13 protein-coding genes are annotated in these 17,251 nt (G+C 66.9%); 2 read left to right on the forward strand and 11 right to left on the reverse strand.

Annotated features, from left to right (window positions below; translation table 11 throughout):
* Positions 1-111 precede the first annotated feature (111 nt).
* Positions 112-1,017 (reverse strand): LysR family transcriptional regulator, encoded by a 906-nt coding sequence (locus XnspCFBP7698_RS13190; protein ID WP_104579145.1) that lies wholly within the window; start codon positions 1,015-1,017, stop codon positions 112-114.
* Positions 1,018-1,105: 88 nt separating this feature from the next.
* Here XnspCFBP7698_RS13190 and XnspCFBP7698_RS13195 point away from each other — a divergent pair, with 88 nt between their 5' ends.
* Positions 1,106-1,849 (forward strand): sulfite exporter TauE/SafE family protein, encoded by a 744-nt coding sequence (locus XnspCFBP7698_RS13195; RefSeq protein ID WP_104579146.1) that lies wholly within the window; start codon positions 1,106-1,108, stop codon positions 1,847-1,849.
* A gap of 104 nt (positions 1,850-1,953) precedes the next feature.
* On the opposite strand, the gene XnspCFBP7698_RS13200 is transcribed toward XnspCFBP7698_RS13195, so the two are convergent.
* From XnspCFBP7698_RS13200 to XnspCFBP7698_RS13215, 4 genes are all read right to left on the reverse strand, one after another.
* Positions 1,954-4,113 (reverse strand): carboxy terminal-processing peptidase, encoded by a 2,160-nt coding sequence (locus XnspCFBP7698_RS13200; RefSeq protein WP_179453870.1) that lies wholly within the window; start codon positions 4,111-4,113, stop codon positions 1,954-1,956.
* A gap of 361 nt (positions 4,114-4,474) precedes the next feature.
* Positions 4,475-5,488, reverse strand: a complete 1,014-nt coding sequence (lipA, locus tag XnspCFBP7698_RS13205; protein ID WP_104579147.1) for a lipoyl synthase — start codon at positions 5,486-5,488, stop codon at positions 4,475-4,477.
* Positions 5,489-5,502: 14 nt separating this feature from the next.
* On the reverse strand, positions 5,503-6,201 hold the full coding sequence (gene lipB / locus XnspCFBP7698_RS13210; RefSeq protein WP_104579148.1) for a lipoyl(octanoyl) transferase LipB: 699 nt from the start codon (positions 6,199-6,201) through the stop codon (positions 5,503-5,505).
* Positions 6,189-6,467 carry a YbeD family protein gene (locus XnspCFBP7698_RS13215; protein WP_039404344.1) on the reverse strand — a complete coding sequence of 93 codons (279 nt, stop codon included), beginning with the start codon at positions 6,465-6,467 and terminating at the stop codon, positions 6,189-6,191. Before XnspCFBP7698_RS13215 ends, lipB begins: the two co-directional genes overlap by 13 nt.
* Positions 6,468-6,728: 261 nt before the next feature.
* On the opposite strand from XnspCFBP7698_RS13215, the gene XnspCFBP7698_RS13220 reads away from it, so the two are divergent.
* Positions 6,729-7,790, forward strand: coding sequence for a lipid A deacylase LpxR family protein (locus XnspCFBP7698_RS13220; RefSeq protein ID WP_047697175.1), 1,062 nt, complete (start codon positions 6,729-6,731; stop codon positions 7,788-7,790).
* Positions 7,791-7,911: 121 nt separating this feature from the next.
* Here XnspCFBP7698_RS13220 and XnspCFBP7698_RS13225 read toward each other — a convergent pair whose 3' ends face one another.
* From XnspCFBP7698_RS13225 to mrdA, 6 genes are all read right to left on the reverse strand, one after another.
* Entirely contained in the window at positions 7,912-9,126 is a 1,215-nt protein-coding gene (locus tag XnspCFBP7698_RS13225; RefSeq protein ID WP_039404337.1) for a D-alanyl-D-alanine carboxypeptidase family protein, read from the reverse strand.
* Positions 9,127-9,364: 238 nt separating this feature from the next.
* Complete coding sequence (locus XnspCFBP7698_RS13230; protein WP_104579149.1) at positions 9,365-10,783, reverse strand: septal ring lytic transglycosylase RlpA family protein; 1,419 nt, start codon at positions 10,781-10,783, stop codon at positions 9,365-9,367.
* Positions 10,780-11,928, reverse strand: a complete 1,149-nt coding sequence (gene mltB / locus XnspCFBP7698_RS13235) for a lytic murein transglycosylase B (RefSeq protein ID WP_104579150.1) — start codon at positions 11,926-11,928, stop codon at positions 10,780-10,782. Before mltB ends, XnspCFBP7698_RS13230 begins: the two co-directional genes overlap by 4 nt.
* A 432-nt stretch (positions 11,929-12,360) precedes the next feature.
* A complete protein-coding gene (locus tag XnspCFBP7698_RS13240) occupies positions 12,361-13,755 on the reverse strand; it encodes a glycosyl hydrolase family 28 protein (RefSeq protein ID WP_104579151.1) in 1,395 nt (464 codons plus the stop codon).
* A 320-nt stretch (positions 13,756-14,075) separates the two neighbouring features.
* Complete coding sequence (gene rodA, locus XnspCFBP7698_RS13245) at positions 14,076-15,194, reverse strand: rod shape-determining protein RodA (protein ID WP_047697183.1); 1,119 nt, start codon at positions 15,192-15,194, stop codon at positions 14,076-14,078.
* Positions 15,191-17,251, reverse strand: a complete 2,061-nt coding sequence (mrdA, locus tag XnspCFBP7698_RS13250) for a penicillin-binding protein 2 (RefSeq protein WP_104579152.1) — start codon at positions 17,249-17,251, stop codon at positions 15,191-15,193. Before mrdA ends, rodA begins: the two co-directional genes overlap by 4 nt.

Consider the following 17,251-nt stretch of genomic DNA (forward strand, 5'->3'; position numbering starts at 1 on the left):
GATTGGTCGGTCGATTGGTCGGTCGATTGGTCGATTGGTCGATTGGTCGATTGGTCGATTGGTCGATTGGTTGGTTGGTTGGTTGGTTGGATGGTTGGCCAGCACGCTCGCTTACGGCGGCTGAATCCCTGCCTCCGCCGCGCTTGCCTGCAACCATTCCAGCAAGGCCTGCAGGATCACCGAGGGCGTGTCGCGCCACACGATGGACAGCTCACGCCGCGCCCAGGGTTCGTCCAGCGGCACGGCCACCAGCTGCTGGCTGACGCTGGAGCACGCCAGCGCGGCGCGCGGCACGATGGCCACGCCGATGCCGCGCGCCAACATGCGGCACAGCGTTTCGATCCCCGGAACACGCGCGCGGATACGAAGGTGCACGCCCGCCCGTGCCAGATGGGTGCGCAAATGACGCTGCAGGGCATTGTCCACCGATAACGCCAGCAACTGCATGTCGGTGAGATCGGCCAGCCGCAGCGCGGTCGCGCCGGCAAGCGGATGGCCGGCCGCAACCGCCACGATCAGGCGATCATGGCGCAATGGTCGCCGCTGCAGGCCAGTGAAATCCGCATGCCCGGCGACGACTGCCAGATCCGCGCGCTCCTCGCGCACCGCATCGGCGGCCTCCTCGCTGCCCCATTCGGCCAGGGTCAGGTCCACCCGTGGATGCGCCAGCAGGAAGTCGGCCACGCATTCGGGCAGCCATTCCGACAGCGCGGCCGTATTGGCGGCCAGCCGCAGGCTGACCTGCCCGCCCGCGCCGTAATCGCCCAGTTCGGTACGCATCGCCTGCGCTTGCCGGGCCAGCGTGCGCGCGTGGCGCAGCAAGACCTGGCCGGCAGCGGTAAGGGTGACGCCACGCCGGCCACGCTCGAACAGCGCCGCGCCGACCTGCAGCTCCAGTGCGCGGATACGGGCGCTGGCGGCGGCCAGCGACAGCGCCACGCGGTCGGCACCGGCGGTGATGCTGCCGGTCTCGGCCACCGCCACGAAGATCCGCAAATCGACGAACTCCACTTGCATTGCGCACCCACAGCCTTCGGCGTGGACGAAGTCTGCCTCAAACAAAGACAGCTTGCCGTGTTGCCACCGCCGCCGGATCCTGCCCGGCATGACTGATGATCGATTGCACTGGGTCCTGATTGCGGGCGTGTTCCTGCTGGCTGGCGGGGTGAAGGGTGTCGCCGGGATGGGGCTTCCCACCGTGGCGATGGGCCTGCTGGGGTTGTGGCTACCGCCGAGCCAGGCAGCTGCGCTGTTGGTGCTGCCTTCGTTGGTGACGAATCTGCAGCAGGCCTGGGGACCGGCACCGGGGGCGCTGTTGCGGCGCATCTGGCCCTTGCTGACGCTGATGAGCGTGGGCACCTGGCTGAGCGTGGGCGTCATGATCGGCGGCGACCCACGCAACCTGCGCGCCGGGCTCGGCGCCCTGCTGGTGGCCTACGCGTTGCTCGGGCTGGCGCGCTGGCAGTGGACGCTGCCACCCCGCCATGAACGCTGGGCCAGCCCGTTGACCGGCCTGGCCAGCGGCCTGCTCAACGGCGCCACCGGTGTCGTGGTGCTGCCGGTGGCGCCGTATCTGGCCGCGCTGGGGCTGCCTCGCGAGATGCTGATCCGCGCATTGGCAACCTGCTTCGGCACCGCAACGCTCGCGCTGGCCATCGCGTTGGTCTGGCACGGTGGCGTGCCGTTGTCGGCAGGGGTGCCGTCGCTGCTGGCCTTGCTGCCGACGGCGCTGGGGGTCTGGGCCGGCACCCGGGTCCGGCGGCGCATTTCCGCCGAGACGTTCCGGCGCGTGTTCTTCTGCACCCTGCTGCTTCTGGGCCTGCAGGCCTGCTGGCAGGCGCTGAGCTGAGTCGCGGCAGGCCGTTGCCACTGTGCGGCCGGCGCGGTGCATTAGCCCAAAACAAACGCCACCGACAGGCGGTGGCGTTGGTCAGTCCTCGGTAGTGCGGGCTGTCAGTCCGCCCAGCGCCCCGGCGCTGTGGACTGCGGCAGTACCTGCGCCGACAGCGGCCGATCCTGCGCAAGCAGGCCCAGCGCGTCGGCCAGGATGGCCGCCGACTCATGCAGCAACGGATCCGGGCGCTTTTCTGCGGCCTTTTCGCGTGCAGTGTCCTTGACGATGTCGCGTTCGTTGCCGGTCAGCCCGTCGTCGCTGTCATCGGCCAGCGGATCCAGCGGCAAACCCAGCTGCTTGCGGACCTGCTGACGATCCTTGCGCTGCTGGTCCTGCTTCTGCCGTTCGGCGACACGTTCGGCCTCGTTCAAGGAGATGTACTTCTTGGCCTTCTCATCGCGGAACTGCTTGACGTCTTCCTCCCACCACTGGAATTCCTTGTCGGCAGCGATGCGCGCGGTGTGCAGGGACTGCAACTTGGGTAGCAGCGGCGCGAAGTTGCCGTACTGGGTGTGCGGCGCAGCGGCAATGCGCGTCCACGGCAGCGCGTTGTCGTAGGTGCTTTCGCCGAATTCGGTGGCATCCACACTGGCCGGAAAGGCGATATCCGGCACCACGCCCTTGTGCTGTGTGCTGGAGCCGCTCACGCGGAAGAACTGCGCGATCGTCAGCTTGACCTGGCCATAGCGCTGGCCTTCTGCAGCCGGCCAACGGTCCAGGTCGACGATGTTCTGCACCGTGCCCTTGCCGAAGCTGGTTTCGCCGATCACCAGGCCGCGACCGTAGTCCTGGATGGCACCGGCAAAAATCTCCGAGGCAGAGGCCGAACCGCGGTTGATCAGCACGCCCAGCGGGCCGTCCCAGGCCACCTTGGGATTGCTGTCGCCATTGACGGTGACCCGACCACCGGATTCGCGCACCTGCACCACCGGGCCCTGTTCGATAAACAGCCCGGTCAGCTCGATCGCCTCGTCCAGCGAACCACCACCGTTGTTGCGCAGATCCAGCACCACGCCGTCGACCTTGTCGGTCTTGAAACCGGCCAGCAGCTTGGCCACGTCGCGGGTCGCCGAGGCATAGTCGGTCGCGTTGCGACGACGACCTTCGAAGTCCTGATAGAAGCCCGGCAACTTGATGATGCCGATGCGACGTTCCGGTTCGCTGCCCTTGGCCGGCAGGGTGATGGTTTCGCCCTTGGCGGCCTGCTCGGCCAGACGCACCTTCTGCCGGGTCAGCGTCACCGTGCGGTGCTTGCCGTCGATGCCCGATTCGGCCGGGATGTACTCCAGGCGCACCTGGGTGTCCTTGCTGCCGCGGATCTTGGCCACCACGTCATCGATACGCCAGCCGATCACGTCCTCGATCGCGCCATTCTTGGCCTGACCCACGCCGACGATGCGGTCGCCCGGCTTGAGCGTGCCATCCACCGCTGCCGGACCACCCGGGATCACCTCGCGGATCACCACCATGTCGTCCTGTTTCTGCAGCTGTGCGCCGATGCCTTCCAGCGACAGTGACATCTGCTGATTGAACGTCTCGGCAGTGCGCGGGGTGAAGTAATCGGTGTGCGGGTCGACGGCGTTGGTGTAGGCGTTGACGAAGAACTGGAACACGTCCTCGCCCTTGAGCTGCTTCACCGAATCGGCGAGCGCGGCATAGCGCTTGTCCAGCGTCTTGCGGATGTCATCGGGTTTCTTGCCGGCCAGCTTCAGCCGCAGCCAGTCGTTCATGACCGACTGGCGCCACAACACATCCAGCTGCTTGTCGTCGCTGGCCCACGGCACGTCCTTGCGGTCGTACTCGAACTTGTCGCTGCCGGTGAAGTCGAAGTCCTGCTTGAGCAGGTCGCGCGCGTACTTGACGCGCTGGTCCACGCGCTTCTTGTAAACCGCAAACACCTGGAACGCCGGTTCCAGGTTGCCGCCGCGCAGTGCGTCGCCCACACCGGCCTGCAACGGCGCAAAGCCGTCGATGTCGGTCTGGGTGAAGAACTGTTTACCGCCGTCCAACGTTTCCAGGTAGCGCTTGAACACGTCCTTGGACATCGCCTCGTCCAGGGTGCGCGGACGATACGCATAGCGGCTGTCGGACAGCAGGCCGTACACGAGTTTGGTGGCCGTTGCCTGTTCGGGCGTGGCGGCCGCCGGCAACGCGGTATCGGCGCGCGCCAGCAATGCCATCGGAGTGGTCAACACCAGCGCCAGCAGGCCGGCCTTCATAGACGCAGAAACGTTGTAGGTCATCGAATGGCTCTCGGCACGGGGCCGACGAAAGAGAGGCGGTGAACGGATCAGACAGCATGACAGTGCCCAAAGTTGCTGGCGTTGTCATCCGCTGGCTGAATCAGCCTAGCGCCGGGCACGTAGCAGATTGTGAACGCGACCGTACCTTGCAACCGCGCGCTCCCGCGCCAAAAACGACACGGCCCCGTGCGATGCACGAGGCCGTATGGAAGCGCAAACGGTCTATTGGCTGGTCAGCCAGCAGGTCACCAGCGGCGATGGGCATCGCCCCCACCCAGGTGGGCTGGATGATCGGCGCCAAGGCCCCGACGCTGCCCGGGCGTACACGCTGCTTGGCTCAGGCAGCGACGCCTGCGCCGGCCGCCTGGCGATCGGCGTGATACGACGAACGCACCATCGGCCCGGAGGCGACGTGGCTGAAGCCGAGCGCGTTGCCGTACTCCTCCAGCGCCTTGTATTCCTCCGGCGTCCAGTAGCGCATCACCGGGTGATGGTGCGGGGTCGGCTGCAGATACTGGCCTATCGTGATCATGTCCACATCGTGCGCGCGCAGGTCGCGCAAGGTGGCCTGCACCTGCTCCATCGTCTCGCCCAGTCCCAGCATGATGCCGGACTTGGTGGCGATGGACGGGTGCTGCGCCTTGAAACGCTGCAGCAGGGTCAGCGACCACTGGTAATCGGCACCGGGGCGCACGTTCGGGTACAGGTCCGGCACGGTTTCGATGTTGTGGTTGAACACATCCGGCGGACTCAGGGCCAGGATCTCCAGCGCGCGGTCCATGCGGCCCTTGCCGCGGAAATCCGGGGTCAGGATCTCGATGCGGGTCTTGGGCGAACTGACCCGGATGGCCGAAATGCAGTCGACGAAATGCTGGGCGCCGCCGTCGCGCAGATCGTCGCGGTCCACGCTGGTCACCACCACGTACTTCAGGCCCATGTCGGCCACGGTGGCGGCCAGGCTGGCCGGCTCGCCGGCGTCCGGCGGCTTGGGCCGGCCATGCGCCACGTCACAGAACGAGCAGCGCCGCGTGCACACCTCGCCCAGGATCATGAAGGTCGCGGTGCCGTGGCTGAAGCACTCGTGGATGTTCGGGCAGCTGGCTTCTTCGCACACCGTGACCAGGCGGTTTTCGCGCAGCTTGGCCTTGAGGTTCTGCACCGCATTGCCGGAGGGAATCCGCACCCGGATCCACGACGGCTTGCGCAGCACCGGCGCATCGACGAACTGCACCGGCGAGCGATTGATCTTGTCGCCACCGATCTGCTTGACGCCGGTCTGCAGCGGCGCAGGCACGGCGGTGTCGCCGGAGACGACCTGCAAGGGAATGGAACGGGCGATAGGCTGGGTCATGACGGTACGGGCGCTCAGGCCGGAAGCGAAAGGTCGGGCAATGCGGAGACAGGCTGCAACACGAGACCGAACTGGCGCGCCAGCTGATCGAGCAGCACCGCCTTGACGGCGGCCATCCCGGAGGGGCCGCCCAAGTCTAGCACCGAGGTCACCCGCAGGCCCTGGTAGCCACACGGATTGATGCGGTGGAACGGCTCCAGGTCCATCGCCACGTTGAACGACAACCCGTGGAAGGTGCAGCCGCGCCGCACCCGGATGCCCAGCGCGGCGATCTTGGCATCGCCCACATAGACGCCGGGCGCGCCGTCACGGCGCTCGGCCACGATATTCCACTCGTCCAGGGTGTCGATCAGCGCCTGCTCGATCTTGCACACGTAGTCGCGCACACCGATCTTGAGCCGGCGCAGGTCCAGCAGCGGATAGACCACCAGCTGGCCCGGACCGTGATAGGTCACCTGCCCGCCGCGGTCAACCTGCAGCACCGGGATTTCGCCTGGCGCCAGCACGTGCTCCGGCTTGCCGGCCTGGCCCAGCGTGAACACTGGCGCATGCTCGACCATCCACACTTCATCGGCGGTGGATTCATCGCGCGCATCGGTGAAGCGCTGCATGGCACGCCACACCGGCGCATAGTCCTGCCGGCCAAGGTCGCGCAACGATGCGGGCGGCACCGACACAACGGCCGATGCCGCTTGGGTCGCTACAGCGTCCACTTCACTTCCGGGTGATCACGCAGCGCCTGATGCGCCGCGTCGAACTGCTCCCGGCTCTCGGCACGGAAGCCGATCTTGACCGAGACGTACTTGCCGCTGGACGAATGCTTCCAGCTGACGCTTTCCTCCAGCAGTTCCACGCCGGTCGCAGCAAGCAGGCGCGGCAGCTCGGTTTCCAGACCGCGTTCGGCCGCGCCCATCGCGCTCAGTTCGAAGGTGCCGGGGAATTGAAAGCCGTGATCAGGGTTGTCGGTGCTGATATCCATCGCCCCATTATCGGGCCGGCAGTGGGTAAACCCAAGCCTTGGGCCGGGCAACGATTGCTTTGCCCAGCGCTCGCTGTAACACGCCGGTCGCCCTCCCGGGCGATTGTGGCTTGGGACCAAACACACCTACGCACCGGTGGCGATTCCGCAGCGAGCGGCCGGGGCAGAAGATAGGTCACGCCAGAGCGCACTTCACGCGGCACAGCCGTGCGCCCAGGCACCTTTGCCGAACCAGGTCACTCCTTACTCCCCAGGTCCTCCATGCTCCGACCGCGCGCGTTGTCTGTTGCCTTGTTGCTCTCTCTTACCGGGCTGTCGCTGCCGGCCCTGGCGGCGGATCAATGCGATTCGAGCCGGCTGGGGCGTACGCCGCCGGCGGTGAATTTCCGGGTCGACAACGACCTGTTTGGCGGCGAGGACCAGGACCAGGGCTATTCCAACGGTGCCGTGCTGACCCTGGTCTCGCCCAACCTGGTCGATTACACCGACGACCCCTGCCTGCCGCGCACCGCGCGCTGGGTCAACAGCTATCTGGAACGCCTGCATCCGGGCGAGTTCGACCAGCAGAACATGGTGTTCTCGATCGGCCAGGCCATCTTTACCCCGACCGACTACACCCGCCGCGACGTGATCCCGGACGACCGCCCGTATGCGGGCATCCTGCTGGCAAGCTTCGGCTACAACGCCCGCAACGATGCCCACCTGCGGACCACCCAGCTGCAGATTGGCGTGGTCGGCCCGTGGGCCTTTGCGCAGGAGGCGCAGGATGCGATCCACGACGCGCTGGGCGACGAGAAATTCCAGGGTTGGGACAACCAGTTGCATAACGAGCCGCTGATCAACCTGGTGCACGAACGCATGCGTCGCTGGCCGGCGGACGCCAGCGGTAATGCCGGCGGCTTCGGCTGGGACTTCATCTCGCACTGGGGTGGTTCGCTCGGCAACATGGCCACGCATGTGAACGCAGGCGGCGAAGCGCGCTTTGGCTGGAAGCTGCCGGACGACTTCGGCAGCACGCCCACCCGGCCGGCCGGCGAGAACACTGCGCCAAGCCGCTTGGGACGCGCCAGCGGCTGGTCGGGGCATGTGTTCCTGACCACCGATGCGCGCTGGGTGATCCGCGACATCACCCTGGACGGCAACACCTTCCGCAACAGCCACAGCGTGGACAAGCGCCCGTTCGTGGGCGACGTCGGCTATGGCCTGGCGGTGATGTACGGCCGCTGGAAATTCGCCCTCGCCCGCTACCACCGTACCCGCGAATTCGAGACCCAGCGCGAGACGCCGGTGTATGGCAGTTTCACGATCAGCCGGATGCTTTGAGGGCTGGGAATCGGGAGTGGGGAATCGGGAATCGGGAATCGCAAAAGCAAACGCTGTGCTCCTGCCTTTACCGATTCCCCATTCTCGATTGCAAAAAAATGCCGGCTTTCGCCGGCATTTTTTATTCTGATTCCCACCACATCCAGAACGCGTCCCAGAGGCGCTTGAAGAATCCGCCCTCTTCGACCGCATTGATGGCGACCAGCGGGGCCTGGGCGATGATCTTGCCGTCCAGGCTGACCTTCACCGTGCCCACCTGCTGGCCCTTCTTGATGGGCGCCTGCAGATTCTTCGGCACTTCCATGCTGGGCTTGAGGTCGTTGTAGCGGCCGCGCTGCAGGCTGACCAGCAGCGGCTGTGCCACGCCCAGCTGCACTTCGTCCTGCTGTCCCTTCCACACCTTCTGCTGGGTCACGACCTTGCCGGGCGCGTACAGGCTGTGGGTTTCGAAGAAGCGGAAGCCCCAGTTGAGTAGGGCCAGGCTGTCGGTGGCGCGCTGCTCTTCGGAGCTGTCGCCCATGACCACGGCGATCAAGCGCTGGTCGCCGCGCTTGGCCGAGCTCAGCAGGCAGTAGCCGGCCTCGGAGGTGTGGCCGGTCTTGATGCCGTCCACCGCCGGGTCGCGCCACAGCAGCCGGTTGCGGTTGCTCTGCTTGATGGTGCCGACCTGGAATTCCTTGATCTTGTTGTAGGCGTAGGTCTCCGGGTAATCGCGCACCATCGCGCGGCCCAGCATGGCCAGATCGTAGGCGGTCGAATGGTGCCCTTCGGCACTGAGCCCGTGCGCGTTGACGAAGTACGAATTCTTCATGCCGATCTTGGCGGCATAGCTGTTCATCAGCGAGGCGAAGGCTTCCTCGCTGCCGGCCACGTGCTCGGCCAGGGCGATGGCGGCATCGTTGCCGGACTGGATCGCCATGCCCTTTTCCATGTCTTCCAGACGCGCGGTCTGGTTGACCGGGAAGCCGCTGTAGCTGCCGTCGGTGCCGGCGCCGCCCTCGCGCCAGGCGCGCTCGCTCATCATGACCTGGTCGTCGCGGGTGACCTTGCCGTTCTTGATTTCAGCGGCCACCACGTAGGAGGTCATCACCTTGGTGATGCTGGCCGGTGCCAGCTGCTGGTGGATGTTTTCGCCGGCGAGCACCTGCCCGGTGGCGTAGTCCATGAGGATCCAGGACTTGGACACGGCCGGCGCCGGCGCGGGTGGGACCGGCAATGCAGCCTGTGAGGCCGGCGCGGTAGCCGCAGCGGGCGTCGGCTGCGGCGCAGGCGTCTGGGCGCAGACCAGGCCGAAGGCGAACGTGGCCACGGCAGCGGCGGCGAAGCGGAATTTCATTGAAGAACGACTCCTGACGGGCCCGAAGGCTGGGTAATGCGAAATTGTAAGGCGCCACGGCGATCGGGGCGACGCGCGAAGGTGCGAGCGCGCTTGCACAGTTCAGTGTCCGCGCGCCCCATGCGGCGGGTGGCACGCCGCAGACGATGAGTGGGCGAAGCTGGAAACCACCGCATCGCACGTGGGACGAGTGTATTCAACGGGCGTGCCAGGCGATGGCACACCCGCGCAGCGGCGCTCAGTTGGCGACGATCTGCGGCCGCCCGAAGCCCAGCCCTGCAATCCGCTGGGAGATTTCCGACGCATTGGCATGATCGCGGGCATTGACGCGCAGGCGCCACAGGGTACGGCCACCGCTGACGATGTCGCTGACGCTGGCACCGGCGATGCCGGCCGAGGCCAGCTGCGACAGTGCGCGGTTGGCGTTTTCACGACTGGCGAAGCTGGCCACCTGCAACAGGATGTCGCCCAGCGCCGCTTCGGCCACGCTTGGCGCCTTGGCCGGGACCTGGGCCGGGGCCTGCGCGGTCTTGAGCGGACGTGCGGGCGCGCTGTCCGGCGCCTTGACTGCCGCAACGGCGACCGGTGCTGCTGCCGGCGCGGGAGCGGTGGTTGCGCCAGCCGGGCGCGGGGTCGCCGCGGCGGGCTTGCCGGTGGCCACGCGCACGCCCTGCGATTTCATCCACGCATCGAAGTTGTCGGCATTGCCGGGCTGACGCGAGTCGGCCACGCGATAGCGCCAACGCTCGCCGGCGGCCGTAACCGGCGCCGCCGCCGATGCGGCGACCGGCGCGGCAGCCGCTGTTGCAGTGCCTGCCGCAGCTGCGCGCGGCGGCACGGTGCGGGTGGGCAGCCGCTGCACCAGGCCATCGATCTGGCTGGCGCTGGCAGCCGGCCGCGCGCTGGCAATCGCGGCGTTCCCCGGTGCCTGGCCACTGCGGCGCTTGGCGAGCAGATTGCCGTTGTCGGCCTCGGTCAGGCCACGCACTTCGACGTTGCCGGTGCCCTTGCCGGTGATGCCCAGCTTGACCGCGGCGGCGTAGCTCAGATCGATCACACGGCCGTCGTGGAACGGGCCGCGGTCATTGACGCGCACCACCACCGACTCGCCGGTGTCGGTGTTGGTCACCAGCGCAAAGCTTGGGAGCGGCAGTGTCTTGTGCGCGGCGGTGAAGGCGTACATGTCGTAGACCTCCTTGTTGGAGGTCAGCCGGCCGTGGAATTTGTTGCCGTAATACGAGGCGGTGCCGCGCTCGACATAATCGCCAGGGTTGTCCATCACCACGTAGCGCTTGCCCAGCACTTCATACGGCGAGCGGTTGCCGACCGCCGAGCGCGGCTCGTTGGTGACCAGCGGCTCGGGGATGCAGGCCACGTTGGGCACATGGTCGGGCGTACTGTCCTTGACCCCGGGCTTGTACAGGCCGCCGGCGGTGTAGTCGCCACGCGTGGATGGGTCTTCCTTGGCGGCAGCGTATGGCGAGGTGGATGGGCAGCCGGTGGCCACATACGCCGGCCCCTTGCCTTCGACCTTGACGCCCTTGACCGCGCCGCCGCCGGCATTGCCCGCGCTTTTCTTCGGTGCGCTGCTACAGGCCGCCAGGCCGAGCATCAGCGCCATCGGGATCAGCCACTTGGGGCCTGTCGTGCTGTTCATGCCGGGGGTAACTCCTTGCCGGCGATGGCCTCGGACAGCTGGAACACGGCCATCGCGTACATCTTGGAAATGTTGTAACGGGTGATTGCGTAGAAGTTCTGGAAGCCCAGCCAGTACTGCTTGCCGTTGGCATCGTCCAGGCTGATCGGGGTGGCGGTGCTGCCGGCCACCACCGGCGCGCTGGGGTGATACCCACGCGAGGACAGGTCGGCCAGCGTGTACACCGGCGACCAGTCGGTGGGATTGAATTCTTCGCGGCCGGCGGCCAGCGTGGCCGGCACGGCGACCTGCCCACCGCGTACCCAGCCGCCCTTCTTGACGAAGTAGTTGGCGATGGAAGCGAACACGTCGTTGTAGTCGGTGAACAGGTTGCGCTTGCCGTCGGCATCGCCATCGACGCCGAACTGGCGGTAGCTGGACGGCATGAACTGGCCCATGCCCATCGCACCGGCGTAGCTGCCGATGAGGGTGGTGACATCGAGTTGCTCTTCTTTGCCGAGCGCGAACAGCTGGCCGAGCTCATCGCGGAAGAACAGCTCGCGGCGCACTTCGCGCTCGAGCTTGGCCGGGTCGCCACTGCGCGGGTAGCGGAACGCCAGCGTGTACAGCGCATCCAGCACGCGGTATTTGCCGGCATTGCTGCCATAGCTGGTTTCCACGCCGATGATGGACACGATGACCTGCGCCGGCACGCCGGTGGCGGCTTCGACCTTGCTCAGCTCGGCGCGATGCTCGGCGAGGAACTTGCGCCCCCCGTCGATGCGCGCTTGGGTGATGAACATCGGACGGTATTCGTTCCACGGCTTGACCCGCTCGGCCGGGCGCGACATGGCGGTGACGATGGCGTCCTTGAACTGGGCCTGGGCCAGGGTCGCTTCGATCTGCGTGGCATCGAGGCCGTACCTGGCGGCGGTGTCGCGCACGAAATTGGCACGCGCGATCTCGAACGGCACCGGGGTCAGATCCACCGGCGGCAAGGCAGGTGCTTCGGCGGCAGCGCTGGCAGGCACGGCAGCTGCAACCGGGGCAGCAGGCGGCCTGGCCGGGGGCGCACTGGCGGCCGGCGGCGGGGACGGAGGACTGGGCTGGGTCGCACAGGCGACAAGGCCGAGGGTGAGCAGGCAGGTCAGAGTGCGTCGAATCATCGGCCGAGGGTAACAGACATCGGATGAACTTCTGGCAATAAGACCATGAAACGAAAAGACTTTAGCCAAAGTCAAGGGCGGCCGCAGCAGTGGGGGTGGTTTTGTTGGTTCGGGATTCGGGATTCGGGATTCGGGAATGGGGAATCGGGAGACGGGAGACGGATCAGAGGGTGGGCGACGTGCGGGGCGGTGTTGCGTCCGGTTCTGGGACGCAGCGCGCGCCGCGTGCTGGGTCTGGGGGAACAGGAGGCGATGCCTGTACCGGGTCGCTGCTTCAGCGCGCAGCGATCGGGATGGTTGCCTGGCCGCGGTGCTTGCCGGCAGCCGGCCGATACCGAACCGCTGGCGGCATGGGTCGATGGCGGCCTCGATGATTCGATCCAGGTAATGGGTCAGGCGCGACCGGCCCGGCGGCCGCGCCTGACTCTCAGCTCACAGCGCGGGGAAGCGCGGTGCGCCCGAGCAGGTGGGCACCGCACCGCCCACTTGCACCGGGGCGGTGGTGACACCGGTGCCGGTGGGCGTCAGCGTGCTGTTGCTCAGCCCGATCCGGGCATTGCTGGCGGTGACCGTGACCGAGGCGCTTGCCGTGGCCACATTGGCCAACACCAGATCCAGCGGGGTCTGTGCATCGTAGCCGCGCAGGATCCAACCCTTGCCGCCGGCGTCGTTGGCACTGCGCAGGCCATCGACCACGATGTCGCTGAAGGTCGGTTTGGTGCCGCTGCTGCCGCCGGCATAGAACGGGTTGATCACCAGCGGGCTGGTGACGCCGTACAGACAGGTAGTGCGGTAGGTCACCTGGCTGACCGGCCCGCCCTTGACGATGCTGGTCTTGATGCGCAGACCGCTGTTGTCGGTGCTGCGATTGCCCGCATCGTCGGTGGAGACGAGTGCGTTGTTGTCGACTAGCACATTGCTGACGCCGGACATCACTTCGCTGCCGATGGAAATGCCATGCGTGCCGTAGCAGCGGCTGTTGCGCACGGTGATGTTGGCCGACTTGGACGCGATGGTCTTGATCGCCACGCAATCGTCGCCGCCCATCACATCGCTGTCGTGGATGGTGGCGTTGACCACGCTGTCCAGATCCAGGCCGTCGGTGTTGGGACTGGTGGCCGGCGACTTCACCCGCACGCCCCAGATGGTCAGGCCATTGACGATGTGCGAGAAGAAATGGAAATACGCGGCATTGACCAGATTGATGTTGTAGAGCGTGAACTGGCTGGAATTTTGCACCTTGATCAGGTCCGGGCTGTTCTGCACCTGACCGGCCGCCTTGGCGTTCTCGCCGAACTCCCACCAGGTGGTGCTCTTGCCGAGCATGACCTGATCGCCACGGCCGTCGATGGTGCCTTGTCGCCCGTCGGTGCGGATGCCCATCACGCCTGAGTTCGCACCTTTAACGCTGATCAAGGGCACGCACCCGCCGCTCTTGGAGCCGGCGCTGCCGCAGCCGCTGCCGTAATCGGCCGGGTTGCGCGAGCCGTACAGGGTCACGCCCTGATCGATGACCAGGGTGACGCCAGTGGGAACCGTCAGCGGACCGGTCAGAAAGGCGTTGCCACTGCCGCCGGTGAGCAGCACCGCGCCGTTCTTGCACGCGCTGAGTGCCGCCTGGATGGTCTTGGTATCGGGCGGCGCACTTTCCAGCGCCGCATCGAACAGGTGCCCGGTCGGTGTCAGGTGGGCGGGCAGCGACGAACACATGGTTGGAATCGTCGGTTGCGCGACCGCGCGGGTATCGCCGGTGGCAAAGGTGACGGCGCCCGCCTGCGCGCAAAGCGACAGACAGACACCGCCGATGGTGGCGGTTAGCAGTTTCATGGAAGAGGTCACCCGAATGAGGAATGGCGCGCGCCTGTGCAGGCGAGGCGACGCGGCCGCCAACGCTGCGGCGGCCAGGCGGACTCTACGAAGCGCTGTGCCCGCATGCAGCAGGTGCGCGAACCCGGCACCGCACGAACGAAGCAGGCTTACCCCGGTGTCGCGTCGTTGCAATGCACTGCGCAAAAACGCGATGCGCCCGAAAACGTGTCAGTGTTTGACATACGCCTGTCGCATCGATCGATGCTGCGACATTGCATGCGTGCCGAGTACGCGAGGACACGCGCACGGCATTGGCGCAACGCGGCGACACTCCCGCATCAATACCCGTGCACCGGCCGGTGCGTCTTGACCGCCATCACCAGCCCAAGGCCGGCCAGCAGCGACACCGCCGAGGTGCCGCCGTAACTCATCAGCGGCATCGGCACGCCCACCACCGGCAACAGGCCGGAAATCATGCCGCCGTTGACCAGCACGTAGACGAAGAACGCCAGGCCGGTGGCGCCGGCGACCAGGCGCGAATAGGTGTCGCGCGCCTGCGAGGCGATCCACAGGCAGCGGCCGATGACGATGAGATACAGGGTGAGCACGGTGGCCACGCCGATCCAGCCGAATTCTTCGCTGAGCACCGAGAACGCAAAGTCGGTGGTCTGTTCGGGAATGAAGTTCAGGTGCGATTGCGAGCCCAGCCCCCAGCCCTTGCCATCCAGCCCGCCAGAACCAATCGCGATCTTGGACTGGATGATGTTCCAGCCGGCACCGAGCGCGTCGTTTTCCGGGTTGAGGAACATCATGATGCGGTCCTTCTGGTACGGGCGCAGCAGCCAGAACCAGGCCACCGGCGCCGCCGCCGAGACGCCGCCCACGCCCACCGCCACCCACCACCACGGCAGGCCGGCCAGCAGCAGCACGAAGACGCCGCTGGCGGCGATCAGCACGCCGGTGCCGAAGTCCGGCTGCAGCATGATCAGCGCGGTGGGCACGCCGATGATCATGCAGGTGACCAGCACGGTGGAGATGCGCGGCGGCAGCGGCATGCGGTGCAGATACCAGGCCGCCATCATCGGCAGGCTGATCTTGAGCAGCTCGGCCGGCTGCAGATAGAACACCTTCAGGTCCAGCCACTGCCGGCCGTATTTACCGGTACCCAGCGCGAATACCGCCAGCAACGGCAGCATCGACAGGCCGTACACCCACGGCGTCCAGGCACGCAGGCGCAGCACCGACATGCGCGAGATGCCCCACATCGCGGCCACGCCGATGGCAAAGCGCACGCCTTGCGCCATCACCAGGTGATCGCCATTGGCAGCGCCGCCGGCGCTCTTGAGCACCGACAGGCCGATCACCATCAACGCACCCAGCGCCAGGCACAGCACCCAGTCCAGGCTGCGCGTGAAGCGCGCGGCCATGTCCACCAGCCAGCGCAGGATGTCACTCAATGGTCGGTCTCCTGCACCGCGTCCGGCACGTCCGGCACCACCGGTTGCGCGGGCGTGTTGGGGTCCAGCGCAACAGCGGTCTGGCCGATCACCACCGGCAGCTCGTCCAGCGTGGTGGTGGCCGCGTCGCCGGCTGCGCGCGCGTCGGTGGCGCCGGCTTCGAACTGGTTGATGCCCACCGCGGTCATGCCCAGCTCGCTGTCCAGCGGCAGGATGCCGGCCGGCATCTTGCCCAGCAGCCAGGCATCGAAGATCTTGCGTGCGATCGGCGCCGCCGAGCTGGTGCCGAAACCGCCGCCCTCCACCGCCACCGCCACCGCGATGACCGGGTTGTCGGCCGGTGCGAAACCCACGAACAGGCCACGGTGACGCAGATGCAACGGCAGGCTGCGCGGGTCCACCGCCGCCACGCCCTTGCGGCTGACCACCTGTGCGGTACCGGTCTTGCCGGCCATCTGATACGGGGCGCCGGGGGTGATGGCGTAGCCGGTGCCGCCCGGGCGCATGGTGTCCATCATGCCCTCGCGCACCACCTGCAGATGCGCCGCGCTCGGGCTGATCGGCTTGCCCGGCGGCTGGATCATCGGCTGCCAGGGGTGATCGAAGCCGGTGCGCTGCTCCAGCACCAGATGCGGGCGCAGCAGCAGGCCGCTGGCGATGGCCGAGACGCCGCGCACCAGCTGCAGCGGGGTCACCTTCCAGTCGCCCTGGCCGATGGCAATGTTGACGGTGTCGCCCGGGTACCAGCGTTCCTTGCGGGTCTTGTACTTGTAGGCCGGCGACGGCAGGATGCCGCCGATCTCGCCCAGCAGGTCCACTCCGGTGGGCGCACCAAAGCCGTATTCGGCCATGTAGTGGTCGAAGCGCTCGATGCCCATGTCCACCGCCAGGCGGTAGTAATAGGTATTGACCGACTGGGCGATGGACTTGCGCAGGTCGGTCCAGCCGTGCCCGCCGCGGTGCGAATCGCCCCAGCCGCGGCTGACGCCGGGCAGGTAGAACATGCCGGTGGACAGCACGCGGTCTTCCGGCCGGCGCAGGCCGCTGTCCAGGCCGGCCAGCGCGATCAGCGGCTTGAGCGTGGAGCCTGGCGCCACGCCGCCCAGCACCAGCCGGTTGAACTGCGGCCGCGACGGGTTGTCGTTGAGCATCTTGAAATCGGTATGCGAGATGCCGTTGACGAACAGGTTGGGGTCGTAGCTGGGCAGGCTGACCATGCCCAGGATCTCGCCGGTGCGCGGGTCCATGGCGATGGCCGCACCTTCGTGCTCGCCGAACGCGGCCACCATCGCGCGCTGCAGGTCGGCATCCACCGACAGGCGCAGGTCGGCACCCGATTGCGGCGCAACCCGGCCGACGGTGCGGATCGCCCGCCCCTGCACATTGGTTTCGACCTGCTCGTAACCGACCTGCCCACGCAGGTCTTGCTCGTAGTAGCGCTCCAGTCCGGACTTGCCCATGTGGGTGAGCGCGGCATTGCCCTCGCCCAGCACCGCCAGGTCCTTCTCGTCGATGCGGCCGACGTAGCCGATGATGTGCGCGAACAGCGGGCCGTACGGGTAGCGCCGGGTCAGATACGGCTCCAGCTCCACACCGGGGAAGCGCCAGCGCTCCACCGCAAAGCGCGCCATTTCCTCATCGCTCATGCGCAGCTTGAGCGTGACCGGCAGGAAGCTACGGCGAGCCTTGCGCTCGCGGTTGAAGCGGTCCAGATCCTCCGGCGCGATCGGGATCACCTTGCCCAGCGCGGCCAGCATGGCGTCCATGTCGGCCACCTTGTCCGGGGTCACGTCCAGACGAAAGGCCGGCACGTTTTCGGCCAGCAGCCGGCCGGTGCGGTCGTAGATCATGCCGCGCCCGGGCACCACCGGCTTGGGCTTGATGCGGTTGGCCTCCGAGCGGGTGGCGTAGACCTCGTGGTCGAGCACCTGCAGCTTGAAATACCAGCCGCCCAGCCCGACCAGGCAGATCACCACCATCACAAAGCCCAGCACCGCGCGACGACGGAACTGCTCGGCCTCGGCGTGCGGGTTCTTGGGCTGGCGACGGCCGTGCAT

Source organism: Xanthomonas sp. CFBP 7698 (assembly GCF_003600855.1).
Lineage (GTDB): Bacteria > Pseudomonadota > Gammaproteobacteria > Xanthomonadales > Xanthomonadaceae > Xanthomonas > Xanthomonas cannabis.

What these genes read in the sequence shown, in the direction of transcription:
- XnspCFBP7698_RS13190 (WP_104579145.1), bottom strand. Translation starts at nt 1,017, where the DNA reads ATGCAAGTGGAGTTCGTCGATTTGCGGATCTTCGTGGCGGTGGCCGAG.
- XnspCFBP7698_RS13195 (WP_104579146.1), top strand. Translation starts at nt 1,106, where the DNA reads ATGACTGATGATCGATTGCACTGGGTCCTGATTGCGGGCGTGTTCCTG.
- XnspCFBP7698_RS13200 (WP_179453870.1), bottom strand. Translation starts at nt 4,113, where the DNA reads ATGAAGGCCGGCCTGCTGGCGCTGGTGTTGACCACTCCGATGGCATTG.
- lipA (WP_104579147.1), bottom strand. Translation starts at nt 5,488, where the DNA reads ATGACCCAGCCTATCGCCCGTTCCATTCCCTTGCAGGTCGTCTCCGGC.
- XnspCFBP7698_RS13215 (WP_039404344.1), bottom strand. Translation starts at nt 6,467, where the DNA reads ATGGATATCAGCACCGACAACCCTGATCACGGCTTTCAATTCCCCGGC.
- XnspCFBP7698_RS13220 (WP_047697175.1), top strand. Translation starts at nt 6,729, where the DNA reads ATGCTCCGACCGCGCGCGTTGTCTGTTGCCTTGTTGCTCTCTCTTACC.
- XnspCFBP7698_RS13225 (WP_039404337.1), bottom strand. Translation starts at nt 9,126, where the DNA reads ATGAAATTCCGCTTCGCCGCCGCTGCCGTGGCCACGTTCGCCTTCGGC.
- XnspCFBP7698_RS13230 (WP_104579149.1), bottom strand. Translation starts at nt 10,783, where the DNA reads ATGAACAGCACGACAGGCCCCAAGTGGCTGATCCCGATGGCGCTGATG.
- mltB (WP_104579150.1), bottom strand. Translation starts at nt 11,928, where the DNA reads ATGATTCGACGCACTCTGACCTGCCTGCTCACCCTCGGCCTTGTCGCC.
- XnspCFBP7698_RS13240 (WP_104579151.1), bottom strand. Translation starts at nt 13,755, where the DNA reads ATGAAACTGCTAACCGCCACCATCGGCGGTGTCTGTCTGTCGCTTTGC.
- mrdA (WP_104579152.1), bottom strand. Translation starts at nt 17,251, where the DNA reads ATGCACGGCCGTCGCCAGCCCAAGAACCCGCACGCCGAGGCCGAGCAG.